12 protein-coding genes are annotated in these 16,045 nt (G+C 41.9%); 9 read left to right on the top strand and 3 right to left on the bottom strand.

Annotated features, from left to right (window positions below):
* Nucleotides 1–54 precede the first annotated feature (54 nt).
* On the top strand, nucleotides 55–2,751 hold the full coding sequence (locus CYCME_RS05075) for an EAL and GGDEF domain-containing protein (protein ID WP_020932312.1): 2,697 nt from the start codon (nucleotides 55–57) through the stop codon (nucleotides 2,749–2,751).
* Between the two features lie 16 nt (nucleotides 2,752–2,767).
* On the opposite strand, the gene CYCME_RS05070 is transcribed toward CYCME_RS05075, so the two are convergent.
* The 3 genes from CYCME_RS05070 to CYCME_RS05060 form a co-directional block, all read right to left on the bottom strand.
* Nucleotides 2,768–3,349: a DUF3501 family protein gene (locus CYCME_RS05070; protein WP_020932311.1), complete on the bottom strand. Its 582-nt coding sequence runs from the start codon at nucleotides 3,347–3,349 to the stop codon at nucleotides 2,768–2,770.
* Nucleotides 3,350–3,365: 16 nt separating this feature from the next.
* Nucleotides 3,366–4,691: a heterodisulfide reductase-related iron-sulfur binding cluster gene (locus tag CYCME_RS05065; RefSeq protein WP_016390069.1), complete on the bottom strand. Its 1,326-nt coding sequence runs from the start codon at nucleotides 4,689–4,691 to the stop codon at nucleotides 3,366–3,368.
* 61 nt (nucleotides 4,692–4,752) lie between these two features.
* Entirely contained in the window at nucleotides 4,753–5,172 is a 420-nt protein-coding gene (locus CYCME_RS05060) for a rubrerythrin family protein (protein ID WP_015006241.1), read from the bottom strand.
* A 204-nt stretch (nucleotides 5,173–5,376) separates the two neighbouring features.
* Between CYCME_RS05060 and CYCME_RS05055 the strand changes: the two genes are divergently transcribed.
* The 8 genes from CYCME_RS05055 (at nucleotide 5,377) to mobA (ending at nucleotide 16,045) form a co-directional block, all read left to right on the top strand.
* The gene (locus tag CYCME_RS05055) at nucleotides 5,377–5,601 is read left to right on the top strand and encodes an exodeoxyribonuclease VII small subunit (RefSeq protein WP_015006242.1); all 225 of its coding nucleotides are present in this window, start codon (nucleotides 5,377–5,379) and stop codon (nucleotides 5,599–5,601) included.
* Nucleotides 5,602–5,622: 21 nt separating this feature from the next.
* Entirely contained in the window at nucleotides 5,623–6,507 is an 885-nt protein-coding gene (locus CYCME_RS05050; protein ID WP_020932310.1) for a polyprenyl synthetase family protein, read from the top strand.
* A 90-nt stretch (nucleotides 6,508–6,597) separates the two neighbouring features.
* On the top strand, nucleotides 6,598–8,469 hold the full coding sequence (gene dxs / locus CYCME_RS05045; protein ID WP_041932904.1) for a 1-deoxy-D-xylulose-5-phosphate synthase: 1,872 nt from the start codon (nucleotides 6,598–6,600) through the stop codon (nucleotides 8,467–8,469).
* Nucleotides 8,470–8,493: 24 nt separating this feature from the next.
* The gene (gene folE2 / locus CYCME_RS05040) at nucleotides 8,494–9,276 is read left to right on the top strand and encodes a GTP cyclohydrolase FolE2 (protein ID WP_015006245.1); all 783 of its coding nucleotides are present in this window, start codon (nucleotides 8,494–8,496) and stop codon (nucleotides 9,274–9,276) included.
* Between the two features lie 19 nt (nucleotides 9,277–9,295).
* A complete protein-coding gene (gene pckA, locus CYCME_RS05035; RefSeq protein WP_020932308.1) occupies nucleotides 9,296–10,900 on the top strand; it encodes a phosphoenolpyruvate carboxykinase (ATP) in 1,605 nt (534 codons plus the stop codon).
* A 55-nt stretch (nucleotides 10,901–10,955) separates the two neighbouring features.
* Nucleotides 10,956–12,692: an NAD(P)H-dependent oxidoreductase subunit E gene (locus CYCME_RS05030; RefSeq protein WP_223253225.1), complete on the top strand. Its 1,737-nt coding sequence runs from the start codon at nucleotides 10,956–10,958 to the stop codon at nucleotides 12,690–12,692.
* Nucleotides 12,693–15,407 (top strand): formate dehydrogenase subunit alpha, encoded by a 2,715-nt coding sequence (gene fdhF / locus CYCME_RS05025; RefSeq protein ID WP_020932306.1) that lies wholly within the window; start codon nucleotides 12,693–12,695, stop codon nucleotides 15,405–15,407. It abuts the gene before it with no gap.
* The gene (gene mobA / locus CYCME_RS05020) at nucleotides 15,407–16,045 is read left to right on the top strand and encodes a molybdenum cofactor guanylyltransferase MobA (RefSeq protein WP_020162372.1); all 639 of its coding nucleotides are present in this window, start codon (nucleotides 15,407–15,409) and stop codon (nucleotides 16,043–16,045) included. Before fdhF ends, mobA begins: the two co-directional genes overlap by 1 nt.

Genomic DNA, 16,045 nt, shown 5'->3' with positions numbered 1-16,045 from the left:
AGTCTAATTCTAACAAGCTCACATGCCGGCTTATAATCATAATTGCTGGCGCGAATGATCACACCTCTAATTGATTCAAATGTTCACTTGAATAATAAAGGTTTTGAACTAGTATACATTGATATAAAAAAAATTATTAACGTTAGGGAGATAGTTGTTTTGAAGGATAGGGATGAACTTTTTAATAAAATCCATGACACTCTGAAGTTGCCTCTGTCCGGATATCATCAACTTACAAAGTCACTCGAGTTAGTTCTAGAGTACTTGGAGGTAGATCGTTGTTCATTACTCTATCCTTGTACAGCCAATGCTTCAACACATATGATTCCTATTGAAGTAACCACAGCCAACTACCCTGGTGCCAATAAATTAAAAACCGACCTCTCAACAACCTCACTTTTTAAGCATATTAGCCAAACTGTTGAAAATACAACCGAGCCGGTCTCCTTTGACCTTAAAAATATCGAGTCAACTCAATTATCAAAGGTATATAAAGACTTCTCTATAAAAGCACAAATCGTTAAGCTTATTGAACAGGCTAATGGTGAAAAGTGGGGTCTCTCACTTCATCAATGTAATTCAACACGGATTTGGGACGCTGAAACGAAAGATATAATAAATACAGTCGCCGAGATGATCCGCCCTATTCTTTCAACGCTTGTAGATATTCCAACACTCTTAAGTCTTGTTGAGTCTGCAACAGAGGCGATAGACAATTCCTCATTGCCGCAAGTGCTATACAACATGGATAGGGAAATTGCTTATGCTAATGAAGCCTATTGCCAATTGCATAAACGCGATTTAAATGATTTGCTACACCAGCATGGTAAACAATTTTTCTCCGAAGAAGAGCACGATAGGTACGATCAGCTTTTTGACGATATTTTAAAATACGGTAACGCAAACAATAATAGTACAAAAATCACAGGGGATGGTGAAACTATTCACACCGAATTTCACGGCTCCTTATTGAATTATAATGGTAGCCGACACTATCATGTTTCGCTCTATGACCAGACCGAAAAAATTAGAAACCAGCAACAACTCCAATCATACAGTGATATCCAACACGCTATTATGGAAGCCAGTGATGACGGTATGCTGGTTGAAGATACAGATAGAAAAGCTATCGCCATTAACCAGACTTTTTTTAATACCTTTGATATTCCACCCAGCTTACTAAAAGAAAAGAACAACCAAACACTAGAAATGTTAAAGGCTGGCATGGATAAAATGCAAGACGCTGAAAAGATCGCGCAAAATGTGTTGTCCTTAAGTCCTTCTTCAGAGGTTAAGACATCAACACTCATTTATTTAAAAAATGGCACGATATTAGATTTAGCGTCTTTCCCTTTAATTCACGATAAGACCATCAAAGGGCGTGTTTGGTACTTTAAAGACATCACAGAAAACACACTACTTACACAAAAGCTAGGCTTCGAAGCAACACATGACCCCCTAACAAAACTCGTTAATCGTCGTGGTTTCGATGAAGAACTTAGTCGCTCTATTAATGACTTAAAAGACAGTAATGCCGTTCATGCTTTACTCTACCTTGATTTAGACCAATTCAAAATAATTAATGATAGTGGTGGCCATGCAGCAGGAGATATGGCACTTATTGAAGTCAGTCAATTACTCTTGAAACAAGTCCGCTCGGCCGACCTGCTCGCAAGAGTAGGTGGAGATGAGTTTTGCATTTTATTAAAAGACTGCCCACCCGATGCAGCTCATGCATTAGGTGAACAAATCAGACAAGATATCGAAGACTTTATTTTCATATCCGGCGATAAAGAATATAACCTAGGCGTCAGTATTGGCATTGTTACCATTGATAAGAGCTTTAATTCATATGAAGATGTTCTCAAACTGGCTGACACATCGTGTTACCTTGCTAAAGAGGCAGGGCGTAACCAAATTCACATCCACACGAATGCAGATCAAGCAGTTGCGTTACGATTACAACAAAATAATATAGTCAGTCAAATAAATGATGCACTTAAGGCCAATCGTTTCGAGTGTTATGTACAAAAAATACGCACTGTTTCTAACGAAGACTCCAATACCAAAAATACGCTCTCAAATTATGAAGTATTGGTGCGTATGCTCGATGCAGATGGCAGTATTATCGCACCCAATGTGTTTTTGCCTGCTGCAGAACGCTATAAGTTAATGTATAAAATTGATCATTGGGTTATAAAAAACTCGATTCAGGCAATGGCAACCATTCAAGAGCAAGTTGACTGGTTTAGCATCAATCTATCAGGGCAGACCATCGCCCACCAAGGTAGCTTTGAGCTCATCAAAAAGTGTATCGATGACGCCAATATCCCTCCCCATAAGATTTGTTTCGAAATAACTGAAACAGCCGCTATTACTAACCCTGAGTTTGGAGTGAGTTTCCTAAATAAATTACAACAACTGGGTTGCTTAATTGCCTTGGATGACTTTGGCTCCGGTTTATCATCGTATGAGTACCTCAAGCGATTGCCCGCTGACATTCTTAAAATTGATGGTCAATTTATTCAAAATATGCTCTACAATCCTTTGGACCTTGCGATGGTGAAGTCTATTAACGAAATTTCACACATCATGGGGAAAAAGACTGTAGGAGAGTATGTTGAAAACGAAGCAACGCTCAAAAAAATGAAAGATATTGGGATTGATTTTGCACAGGGCTTCTATCTTGATACCCCAAAGCCTCTTCGCACCATACTAGAAGCCCACCCCATGCAAATCACTCTAGAGTAAACGTAGCGTTTACTTATTAATCCAAATCACTCGCCAACGAGTTTCGTATATTATCAGGCACCGTCACCTCATGTTTATATGCTGGGTGATCAACACCTGCATTAATAATCGCACCGTTTTGCACCGCTTCCACCATCGGTTGGGTCAACTCAAAGCGTAAAAAATGAACGGAAGATGTTTTCTCATTCGTTTCACGTTCTAAGTCTTCATTAGCAATGGGGTGAACCTTATCAAAACCCGCTACTTGAACCCACGTCGCACGTTCAATACCAATCATTTTTTCCAGCGCCACTTTACGATCACCAGCATTATCAAACTGAATCATCATTGTTGCTTTCCAGTTTTGCCCGTCAGGAATCAATGGGTTATAGGTTTCAATTTCTTCGATAATGCCCGCCGAGTCAAAGATTTTTTCGGCACGTAACATTTCTTGAACCTGGTAGCGCATGGTTAAATAGTCTTCAAAATGTAGGCTGACATTCTCCCCGATTCGCACTATTCGATTAAGTTTATGAGCACGAACCTTTTGCCTATATTCATCACGTTTATTCGAATACTCTTCAAGACCATACAGTTCTTCTTTAACTAGCTTTTTCATTTTCAACCTCTAATGTTCAAATGCCGTACGCTTGCTTTAGCAAACTAATAGGGCTCTTTACGTTTGACTCATCTTCCAAGCCACTTGCAATGTGATCAGCTGCCATAGGGCAATCGCTTGAAAACACATCGGCTTCAGCCTTTTTCACTCGGTTTACAACCGGCTTTGCAATTTTTTTAGCTATATCATGGAACTCACTTTTTAGCGCATACGTTCCATCATGCCCAGAACACCGTTCTATCGCATTTACTGATGTATTTGGAATTAACTCTAATACCTCTTTCGTCTTTAATCCAATATTTTGAACCCGTAAATGACAAGCAACTTGATAAGAGACCTGCCCTAATTCACCTTTAAATTCTGTTTTTAATAAGTTCGATTTATGGCGAAGCATCAAATATTCAAATGGGTCGAAAATAGCATCACGCACTTTTGCTACCTCTTCATCATCTGGAAACATTAACGGCAACTCTTGTTTAAACATCAACACACATGATGGCACAGGGGCAATTACATCCCAGCCCTCATCAATCAATTTAACAAGTTGTGGAATGTTATTGTTTTTTAAACGCTCTACCTCTTTAAGATCACCCAGTTCAAGCTTAGGCATACCACAACAGTTCTCTTTACTTGCCATCGTTACCGCAACATTATTATGCTCTAGCACATCAACCAAATCATTTACTAAATCTGGTCGATTATAGTTACCATAACAGGTGGTAAAAATAGCCACTTTTCCGGTTGTTTCTCCGCAAGCTTGCACCCCCGAAGCATCATGTTTTTGCTGGGCAAATTTTTTCCTTGCTGTTTCGGTATGATAGGCTGGGATAACCGCTTCGTTATGAATCCCTAATTGGCTGTCTAAAACTCGTCGAATTGTCTTGTTCTGGTTCGCTGCATTCACCACATTAACAACGATGGGGATAGACGCTAATTTACCAATTCTATCGGTAGATGTAATTAATTTATCGCGTTGTTTGACTTCATTTTTTTCAAACTTAACGGCCTTCGCACGAAGCATTAAGTGTGGAAAATCCAAGTCCCATTCATGAGGAGGCACATAAGGGCATTTTGACATAAAGCACATGTCACATAGATAGCAATTATCGACCACATCCCAATAGACTTTTTTATCGACGCTATCGAGTTCCATTGTTTCTGACTCATCAATGACATCAAACAATAATGGAAACGCATTACATAAATTAAAACAACGACGACAACCATGACAAATATCAAACACACGATCTAATTCGTTGAATAAATTAGCCTCATCGTAAAAACTAGCGCCTTTCCAATCTATTGGATGCCTTGTGGGGGCCTCTAAGCTACCTTCTCTCATTTATTTATCTCCAAAAAAAAGGAGAGCACATGCGTACCCTCCTTTTGATCTAAATCAACACTTAAGCGTTTAAGCTATCTAACGCTTTTTGGAAACGATTCGCGTGTGAACGCTCCGCTTTTGCAAGTGTTTCAAACCAATCAGCAATTTCATCGTGACCTTCGTCACGTGCTGTTTTTGCCATACCTGGGTACATATCAGTGTACTCATGCGTCTCACCGGCAATCGCTGCTTTTAAGTTATCTTCAGTTCCACCAATTGGCAGACCTGTTGCTGGATCACCAGTTTCTTCTAAATATTCTAAGTGACCGTGTGCATGGCCTGTTTCACCTTCTGCAGTTGAACGGAAAACAGTAGACACATCGTTGTATCCTTCGATGTCTGCTTTGTTTGCGAAGTATAGGTAACGACGGTTTGCTTGTGACTCACCAGCAAACGCATCTTTTAAATTCTGTTCTGTTTGAGAACCTTTAAGTGACATAGTAATTCCTCTTAATAAGTTGAATGATATCAATTCTACCTTTAGACTGGGTCTAATAGTAAGCTCAAGATACGTTACCATCTATTTGATGTCAATATGATTACTTCGTGCTAACTAACACGACAAGCATTTTAAAAAAATAGTGACCCTATCCAGTCTAGTTAAGGTAACGTATTTCCTTTTACAAAATCAACGACAAAACTAATGGCCAAAGCAAAAAAACTCGATTTAGAATCATCCCTTCAATCCTTAGAAGAACTTGTTGACCGTATGGAAAATGGAGATTTGAGTCTCGAAGAATCACTAAAAGAGTTTGAATTAGGCATCAAGTTAATTCAATCCTGTCAAAAGTCACTTACAGACGCTGAACAAAAAGTTGAAACTCTATTAAACAGCTCCGCCTTGGCAAAACCCGTCGATTTCGATTAAATATTTAATTTACCCACAGCCATGACTGCTTTTAAAGACTTCCAAAGCGCCAAAACACAACAAATAGAAACCGCGCTAGCGCGCTATCTCCCCGCGAGTCACATTGAACCCAAGCGATTGCACGAAGCCATGCGTTATTCAACTCTTAATGGTGGCAAACGTATTCGAGCGATGCTCGTCTATGCGACTGGGAACTTACTTGAAATACAACAACCTATATTAGACAGCATAGCTAGCTCAATTGAGCTTATTCACGCTTATTCACTCATTCATGACGACCTTCCATCGATGGACGACGACGATTTACGTCGTGGCAAACCGAGTTGTCATAAAGCCTTTGACGAAGCAACTGCTATTTTAACCGGAGACGCGTTATTAACACTCGCCTTCAACGTGCTGGCAAAGGCGGATTGCAGCAATGAAAAAAAAATAACCTGTATTCAACTGTTATCACAAGCTGCCGGTTCAAGAGGCATGGTCGGCGGCCAAGCCATTGATCTGGCTAATGAAGGAAAGTCCATTTCCATTGCTGAAATTGAAAATATGCACCTACATAAAACAGGGGCCTTGATCTGTAGCTGTATCACTTTAGTCGCAAGTTTAAAGTTTCAAACAACAGATACCCAGTATCGCCACCTAAAACATTATGCAGAATGTATCGGGCTGGCGTTTCAAGTACAAGATGATATTCTTGATGAAACCTCATCCACTTCAACACTCGGCAAAACACAAGGTAAGGACCAGCAAGCTAAGAAGTCCACCTACCCTTCTATTTTAGGCTTAAAGGCTTCGAAACACTTAACCAAAGATTTGCATGACGAGGCTATACAAAGTCTTTCAAATTTTGACCAGCGCGCTAATTACCTTAGGGATATTGCACAGTTCACTATCTCACGAATATCTTAAGCACATGGTCCTTAGACGAGTATTCACTTGCATAGTCTTTGCTTGCAAACGATAATACGCAACCTTAACCTAACGTATTATGAGCATTACGTGACGCCACTGGCAAAATACCCTATTCTCGATAAAGTTGATATACCAAACGACCTTCGTAACCTTACGGAAGAGGAGCTTATTGGTTTGTCACATGAGCTACGTGAGTTTCTAATTTCCTCCGTCAGTAAATCAGGGGGACATTTATCAGCAGGGCTTGGTACCGTTGAACTGACCATTGCCTTACATTATGTTTTCGACACCCCTACTGATAAATTAATTTGGGATGTTGGACACCAGGCTTACCCACACAAAATTTTAACTGGGCGTAAAGATAAGATTTCAACAATTCGTAAAAAACACGGCGTTACCCCTTTTGTAACACGTGCAGAAAGTGAATACGACGCATTTGGCGTTGGCCACTCGAGTACATCAATCAGTGCCGCTTTAGGTATGGCCATTGCCGCCGCTATAAATAACGATGAAAAACGTACAGTTGCTATTATTGGTGATGGTGGAATAACCGGTGGTATGGCTTTTGAGGCGCTAAATCACGCCGGTGCCTTAGATGCAAATTTACTGGTTATTTTAAACGACAACGACATGTCTATTTCGCCAAATGTCGGGGCGATGAAAAACTATTTAGCTAAAATCTTATCCGGAAAATTCTACACAACCGTAAAAGAAGGTAGCAAAAAGGTGATGGCTAACATGCCCAGTGTTTGGGAGTTGGCAAGACGAACTGAAGAACACGTAAAAGGCATGGTTATACCGGGGACATTATTTGAAGAGATGGGCTTCAACTATATTGGACCTATTGATGGTCACGACCTCCCCACTTTAGTTAAAACATTATCCAACCTAAAAGACTTACAAGGCCCACAATTCTTACACATTGTGACCCAAAAAGGTAAGGGCTACTCCCCTGCTGAAGCGGACCCAATTGGATACCACGGCGTTTCAACCTTTGACCCAAGTAAAGAAAAGTTACCAGAAAAGGTACCTAGCTCAGCCACTTACAGTGAAGTTTTTGGCCAATGGCTTTGTGATATGGCTAAAGAAAATGACAAACTCGTTGGCATTACCCCTGCTATGCGTGAAGGCTCTGGCATGGTGACATTTGAACAGCAATACCCGGAGCATTTTTTTGATGTTGGTATAGCTGAACAACACGCTGTTACCTTAGCGGCGGGAATGGCTTGCGAAGGCTTACAGCCTGTTGTTGCTATTTATTCAACGTTTTTACAACGTGGATATGATCAACTTATTCACGACGTTGCCTTGCAAAAACTCCCTGTTCTTTTTGCTATTGACCGTGCAGGCTTAGTTGGCCCTGATGGCCCCACTCATGCTGGTTCGTACGACTTTAGCTACCTGCGCTGCATCCCAAATATGGTTATTATGGCGCCCGCTGACGAAAACGAATGTCGACTTATGTTAACAACAGGGATTCAACATAAAGGACCAGTTGCAGTACGTTATCCACGCGGTAAAGGTCCTGGGGTCACTATTAGTAATACACTTGATAGCATTCCAATTGGCAAAGCCGTTACTCTAAGGGAAGGCAAAGATATCGCCTTATTAGCATTTGGCTCATCGGTGACACAATCACTTGAAGTAGCCGAGGAATTTAATGCAACGGTGATCAACATGCGCTTTATAAAACCCTTGGATGAAGACATGATCAAACATATTGCTAGCACTCACAACACGTTGGTGACACTGGAGGAAAATGTTATCAAAGGTGGCGCAGGCAGCGGTGTTAACGAGTTTATTAACCAAGCTTCAATCGATACCAAGGTCTTAAACATTGGCTTGCCAGACCTTAATCTTGAACACGGTTCAAGAGAAGAACTATTGCAAGAAGCAGGTCTCGACACTCAAAGCATAAAAAACTATATAAGCAGCAGCTTAAATAAAACAAACACCTGATACAACACAGCTTACTTACTAAATATGACCATCGAAGACGTACAAAACCACCCAGATTCTAGAAATATGCCCATTAATAAAGTCGGCATAAAGGATATCCGCCACCCATTTGTTTTTGTCGATAGGGACGGTCACCAACGAGCAACTGTTGGCACCTTTAACATGTCTGTCAACTTACCTCATCATCAAAAGGGCACTCATATGTCACGTTTTGTGGCCCTTTTGAATGAAGATTGCCAGCAATTATCTATTAAGGGGTTCAATGCATTATTAGAAAAAATGACCCACACCCTTGAAGCGGAAACAGGTTACCTAACCACAGAGTTCCTATATTTTGTTAACAAGTCTGCCCCTATTACTGGCGTTAAAAGCTTATTAGACTATCAAATAAAGCTTGACGGGCACTGGTCAAAAAGTGATCAAAAAATCAAAATTACAGTAGTCATCCCCGTTACCAGCTTATGCCCTTGTTCAAAGAAAATTTCTGAATATGGCGCGCATAACCAGCGTTCTCATATCACCGTTACCGCAGAAATTGGTGACAATATTTGCGCTGAAGACATTATCCAGCTGGTTGAAAAGCAGGCATCGAGTGAACTTTTCAGCCTGTTAAAAAGGCCTGATGAAAAATACGTAACAGAGCTCGCCTACGACAACCCTAAATTCGTAGAAGATGTCGTAAGGGATATTGCTAGTGTACTTAACGATGACCAGCGAATTTTAGCTTATACCCTAGAAGCTGAAAACTTTGAATCCATACACAATCATTCTGCCTACGCAGTAATCGAAAACAACAAATTAACTTAATAATACCGGAGCTCCAACAATGTCTAACACCATAGACCTCACCCAATACGGGATAACCAACCCTAGCGAAGTTATCTACAACCCTTCTTTCGACCTTTTATTTGAAGAAGAAACTCGAGACGATCTAACAGGCTATGAAAAGGGAACTGTAACTAACTTAGGTGCTGTTGCAGTCGATACCGGTATTTTCACTGGACGCTCACCAAAAGATAAATACATCGTGATGGATGACGTATCACGTGATACCGTTTGGTGGTCTACCCAAGGCAAAAATGATAATAAACCCTTATCAGAAGAAAACTGGGGACACCTTAAAAATATTGTCACTAAACAATTATCTGGTCAGCGATTATTTGTTGTGGACACCTACTGTGGTGCCAATAAAGATACCCGTTTGGCGGTACGCTTTATTGTTGAAGTCGCTTGGCAGGCACATTTTGTAAAAAATATGTTTATTCGCCCAACAGAAGAAGAATTGGTTGATTTTGAACCAGACTTCGTTGTTTTAAATGGTGCCAAAACAAATAACCCCGATTGGCAGGAGCACGGCCTTAACTCAGAAAACTTCATTGCTTTCAACCTAACTGAAAAAATGCAGCTTATCGGTGGCACTTGGTATGGTGGTGAAATGAAAAAGGGCATGTTCAGCATGATGAACTATCTGCTTCCACTGCGCGGTATAGCCTCAATGCATTGCTCTGCTAATGTTGGTAAAGATGGCGATGTTGCAGTGTTCTTCGGTTTGTCTGGAACAGGCAAAACAACACTATCCACCGATAAAGACCGTCAATTGATTGGTGATGATGAACATGGCTGGGATGATGACGGCGTATTTAATTTTGAAGGTGGCTGCTATGCTAAAGTTATCAATTTAAGCGAAGAAGATGAACCTGAAATTTATGGTGCTATTCGTCGCGATGCTCTTTTAGAAAACGTTACTTTATCTGAAGGTAACGTCATTCAATTTGCTGATAATTCTAAAACCGAAAATACGCGTGTTTCTTACCCAATTGATCATATTGACAATATTGTTAAGCCAGTTTCAAAAGGTGGCCATGCTAAAAAGGTTATTTTTTTAACCGCTGATGCGTTTGGCGTAACACCGCCGGTCTCAAAATTAACAGCCGCGCAAACTAAATATTATTTCCTATCTGGCTTTACTGCAAAGTTAGCCGGTACTGAACGAGGCATTACAGCGCCAACGCCAACATTCTCAGCGGCCTTCGGTGCAGCATTTTTATCATTACACCCCACCAAATACGCACAGGAATTAGTGAAACGTATGGAGGCTGTTAATGCCGAAGCCTACTTGGTTAATACTGGATGGAACGGCACGGGAAAACGAATTTCGATTAAAGATACCCGCGCTATCATTAATGCAATCCTTGATGGTTCAATTGAAGAAGCAGAAACAACACATATTCCCTACTTCAATTTAGAAATACCAACCGCGTTACCAGGCGTTAACACGGACATTCTTGACCCACGAAACACCTATGAAAATGAAGCTGATTGGGAAAAACGCGCCCATGAGCTTGCTCACTTATTTGAACTTAATTTCGAAAAGTACACAGATAACGAAGAAGGAAAATCTCTCGTAGCTGCTGGGCCGCAACTAAAATAATAACGTCAATCATAAACGTTAACCTCAAAGGCCATGCTCATGCATGGCCTTTTTTGTGGTATCTTTGATAGCTACGTCACCACCGATCTCATCATTATTTATGCCCAATGATCCAAGCCATATCGTCAGACCTGGTAATAAAAAAAAACGTAAAGGGAAGTTTACTGAGAAAGGACGTCAACTCGATGCCAACGCTCAACAAGCGATAAAGCAATTACTTGCTAACAAACCACATCGAAAAGACCTTCTTATTGAGTACTTACACCTTATACAAGATACTTGGTCCTATATCAGCGAACAGCACTTAATGGCCTTGGCAGATATACTAAAATTACCTCAAGCGGCGGTCTATGAAGTTGCCACTTTTTATCATCATTTTGATGTCATCAAAGAAAATGAGGCTGCACCACCACCTATCACAATTCGTGTTTGTCAGTCCTTAAGCTGCTGTCTGGCCGGTGCTGATAATTTAATACTAGAATTAAACAAGCAAAACCCAGAAAACATTCGAATAACATCCGCCCCATGCATGGGTTTATGCAACCAAGCACCCGCTGCTGCTGTCGGCAAAAATTATCTCGGTCAGGTAACCTCCAGCTCGCTCCTGTACGCTGCACAGAACAACCTGACACAGGCCAATGTGCCTACATACCAACGTTATGAACAATACATAAACGCAAACGGGTATCAATTACTCGCATCGCTGAGCAAACAAACTCTCAGCGTCACTGACGCTATTAACGAAATTGAAAAAAGCAATTTAAAAGGTTTAGGTGGGGCGGGGTTTCCTACTGCCAGTAAATTACGTCTTGTAAAAGCCGAGCCCGCTCCTAAGTATTTTTGTGTAAATGCCGATGAAGGCGAACCCGGCACATTTAAAGACAGACATTACTTGTCCACCGCGCCACATCAATTTTTAGAAGGCCTGCTCATCGCAGCATATATTATTGATGCTAATAAAATCTTTATTTATTTGCGCGACGAATACCCTGCTATCCATCAATTATTGCACAACGAAATTCAACTCCTCGTTAATCATAAGATCATTAAAGAAGATTATATCGAGATTAGGCGCGGCGCTGGCGCCTACATTTGCGGCGAAGAATCTGCAATGATTGAATCAATTGAAGGTAAACGTGGCATTCCCCGCCAACGCCCGCCTTATGTTGCTCATCACGGTTTATTTGGTCGGCCGACCTTAGTACAAAACGTTGAAACCTTGTACTGGATTCCCACAATTTTAACTGATGGCGGTGAGCACTTTGCACAACAAGGTAAAAATGGGGCCAGTGGCTTGCGCACATTTTCAGTATCAGGTCGTATCAACAAACCCGGTGTCATTGTTGCCCCCGCTGGCAGCAATATTCGCGAATTAATTCATTTAGCAGGCGGTATGCTTAAGGGACATTCATTTAAAGCTTACCTACCGGGCGGTGCCTCTGGTGGTATCTTGCCTTCATCCTTAGACAATATTCCGTTAGATTTTGGCAGCTTAACAGAGTACGGCTGCTTTATAGGTTCGCATGCCATTATTGTTTTATCAGACAAGGATAGCATCAAGGCAACGAGTCAAAACCTACTTGCATTTTTTAATGATGAAAGTTGCGGTCAATGCAGCCCCTGTAGAGTTGGCTGTGAAAAGGCCAGCTCCTTGTTATCCGAACAGCAGTGGAATAAACCACTATTAAAAGAGTTATGTACAACAATGGCTGACGCATCAATCTGCGGACTAGGCCAAGCCGCTCCAAACCCAATTTTATCGAGCATTAAATATTTCAGCGATGAGGTCTAAATGAGCAATTTAGTTTCATTTGTAATAGATGGAAAAAAGGTTTCTGCTGAACCTGAAGAATCAATTTGGCAAGTCGCTAAACGACTCGGCACCACTATTCCGCATTTATGTTTTAACAATAAGCCCGGTTACCGCTCCGATGGCAACTGCCGGGCCTGCATGGTTGAAATTGACGGCGAACGCACACTCGCCGCTTCGTGTTGCAGACACCCCAGCGATGATATGGTCGTTCACACACAGAGTAAACGCGCCACAGCAGCTCGTCGGCTTGTCATCGAATTATTAAGTACCGATGTAAATCAGCAGACGATTGCGGGATCAACTTTCGATAATTTGGTGCAATCCATGGAGATTGGGCCTTCACGATTTCCAAAAAAAGTAACTAACACCCCCGACTTATCTCACCCAGCCATCTCTGTAAAGCTTGATGCCTGTATTCATTGTACGTTGTGCGTTCGTGCCTGCCGAGAAATTCAAGTTAATGGTGTGATTGGTCTAGCTGAGCGAGGTCATGATGAAAAAATAATTTTTGATTTTGACGACCCAATGGGGCAATCCACCTGCGTTGCTTGTGGTGAGTGCGTTCAAGCCTGCCCAACTAATGCACTCTCACCTGCTTCAGCCAAAGTCACTAAGACAGACAAACAAGTACAATCCGTTTGCCCCTATTGCGGTGTAGGTTGCCAAGTTAGCTTAAAGGTTAACGATAACAAAATCTGCTCTGTCGAAGGTGCTAATGGCCCCTCTAACCAAGGCCGCTTATGCGTAAAAGGCCGCTTTGGTTTTGATTACATTACATCTGAGCAGCGACTTACCGAACCGCTAATCAGAAAAGAGGGTATCGAAAAAGGCGTTAATATCGACCCAGCTAACCCCTATTCGCATTTTAGAAAAGCCTCTTGGGAAGAAGCACTTAATCTTGCTGCGAAAGGTTTTTCAGACATTAAACAACAGCATGGTGCTGATTCCCTGGCTGGCTTTGGCTCTGCAAAGTGCTCTAATGAAGAAGCTTATATTTTCCAAAAACTAATTCGAGCCGGCTTTGGCACTAATAACGTCGATCACTGCACACGTTTATGTCATGCTTCCTCCGTTGCCGCACTCATGGAAACAATTGGTTCAGGGGCCGTTACCGCACCGTTTATGGCAGCTGAAGACAGCGATTTGATCATCATTATTGGCGCGAATCCAAGTGAAAACCACCCCGTTGCAGCAACCTTTTTTAAACAAGCTGTCGAGCGCGGTACCGAATTGGTTGTGATGGATCCTAGGGCTCAAGCGTTAAAACAACAAGCAACGCATATGCTACAGTTTACACCGAGCACAGATGTTGCCTTACTGAACGCCATCATGCACGTGATTGTTGATGAAAAACTTTATAATCAACATTATATTGATCAACACACCTCTGGTTTTAAGCTGTTTGCTACACACCTTAAAGACTATGCGCCTGAAAAAATGCAGAGTATTTGCGGCGTAACTGCCGACACCATCAAAACAGTTGCAAGGAAATATGCAACCGCCAAATCTGCCATTATTTTTTGGGGTATGGGCATCTCACAGCATACACACGGAACAGACAATGCGCGTTGCCTTATTTCATTAGCCTTAATGTGTGGTCATATAGGACGCCCCGGCACAGGCCTCCACCCTCTACGCGGCCAGAATAATGTTCAAGGCGCCTCGGATGCTGCTTTAATCCCAATGTTTTACCCCGACTACAAGCCAATAAGTGACTGTGAAACACAAACCTTTTTTGAATCCCTATGGGACACACCCTTGAACCCCAAAGAAGGCTTAACAGTCGTTGAAATTATGCATGCGATACATCGCAACAGCATTAAGTCCATGTACATCATGGGGGAAAATCCTGCCATGTCAGACCCTAATTTAAACCATGCCCGTGCAGCACTGGCTAAATTAGAGCACCTTGTTGTACAAGATATTTTTCTAACCGAAACAGCTATGTTTGCAGACGTTGTTTTACCTGCTACCGCGTGGCCGGAAAAAAATGGTACTGTAACAAACTCAAACAGACAGGTACAAATGGGGCGACAAGCTGTTGAACCACCAGGCAATGCAAAAGCTGACTGGTGGATTACACATCAGATCGCTCAGCGTTTAGGTTTAGAGTGGCCCTATTCAACACCAAAAGATATCTATCATGAAATGCTGTTAGCCATGCCCTCATTAGCTAACATCAGCTGGGAACGTCTTGAGCAAGAGCATTCCGTCACCTACCCTTGCCCGTCCCCTAAGGAAGCTGGTCACGATATCGTTTTTGCCGATGGTTTCCCCACTGAAGACGGACGCGGAAAATTTATCCCTGCAAGCTTTTTGCCGGCTAATGACAAATTAGACACCGAATACGACTTTATTCTGACAACAGGCAGACTACTAGAACATTGGCACACTGGCGCAATAACTCGACGTAGTGAAGTACTCAACACACTCGAACCAGAAGCTTTTGTTCAAATGAGCCCCATCGATTGTTCAGCGCTTAAGGTACAAGCAGGTGACATGGTTTGCGTTTCAAGCCGCCGAGGATCTATTAACATCAAGGTTCGTGTTGACCATAAAGTACAAACTGGCCTCATATTCATCCCGTTTGCTTACGTCGAAGCAGCGGCTAATTTATTGACCAGTCATGATCTGGACCCTTTTGGAAAAATACCTGAATACAAGTTCTCAGCTGTCAAAGTAGAGCCAATTTAATGCCCAACAACTCAAATAAAATTATCGGCGTCATCCTGTCAGGTGGTCTCTCGAGAAGGATGAACAACCAAGACAAGGGCTTCATTCAACTCGCTCATAAGCCTCTTTTTGAACACGTATTAGAGCGATTGTCTCCTCAATGCGACTCAATTATTATTAGTAGCAACAAGGAGAGCCAGCAACTGTCTTCTTATGATTTACCTATTATTAAAGATTCATTAGAAGGGTTCTTAGGACCTTTAGCCGGGCTTTTAGCCTGCATGCAGTGGGTAAGAAAGCATCAACCCGGTGTACAATGGATTGCCTCTGTGCCCGTTGATACGCCTTTTATACCCCAAAATTTAGTTTCCACGCTTTATCAATCAATGCTTGAAAACACCGCCGATATTGCCTGCGCCACTTCAAATGGTCGCACACACCCCGTTATTGCCTTATGGCCAATAAGGCTACTTGATGATCTGGAAGCTGCACTAAGCAAGGAGAATATACGCAAAATTGATTTATGGACATCTCGCTACAAAGTCTCCCTCCCAGACTTCAGTGATAGCTTGCTTGACCCTTTCTATAACATTAATTGTCATGAGGATTTAGTGCACGCCGAAGCGTTGCTACGTAAGCCGAATGAAAATACAGCCTAA

It is taken from the genome of Cycloclasticus zancles 78-ME (assembly GCF_000442595.1).
Classification (GTDB): domain Bacteria; phylum Pseudomonadota; class Gammaproteobacteria; order Methylococcales; family Cycloclasticaceae; genus Cycloclasticus; species Cycloclasticus pugetii.
Note: the sequence above shows the minus strand (reverse complement) of the source record. Positions and strands in the feature narration are given on the sequence as shown.

Coding starts and splice junctions, on each gene's coding strand:
- CYCME_RS05060 (WP_015006241.1), bottom strand. CDS start 5,172: ATGTCACTTAAAGGTTCTCAAACAGAACAGAATTTAAAAGATGCGTTT.
- fdhF (WP_020932306.1), top strand. CDS start 12,693: ATGAGCAATTTAGTTTCATTTGTAATAGATGGAAAAAAGGTTTCTGCT.
- CYCME_RS05050 (WP_020932310.1), top strand. CDS start 5,623: ATGACTGCTTTTAAAGACTTCCAAAGCGCCAAAACACAACAAATAGAA.
- folE2 (WP_015006245.1), top strand. CDS start 8,494: ATGACCATCGAAGACGTACAAAACCACCCAGATTCTAGAAATATGCCC.
- mobA (WP_020162372.1), top strand. CDS start 15,407: ATGCCCAACAACTCAAATAAAATTATCGGCGTCATCCTGTCAGGTGGT.
- CYCME_RS05070 (WP_020932311.1), bottom strand. CDS start 3,349: ATGAAAAAGCTAGTTAAAGAAGAACTGTATGGTCTTGAAGAGTATTCG.
- pckA (WP_020932308.1), top strand. CDS start 9,296: ATGTCTAACACCATAGACCTCACCCAATACGGGATAACCAACCCTAGC.
- CYCME_RS05055 (WP_015006242.1), top strand. CDS start 5,377: ATGGCCAAAGCAAAAAAACTCGATTTAGAATCATCCCTTCAATCCTTA.
- CYCME_RS05075 (WP_020932312.1), top strand. CDS start 55: ATGATCACACCTCTAATTGATTCAAATGTTCACTTGAATAATAAAGGT.
- CYCME_RS05065 (WP_016390069.1), bottom strand. CDS start 4,691: ATGAGAGAAGGTAGCTTAGAGGCCCCCACAAGGCATCCAATAGATTGG.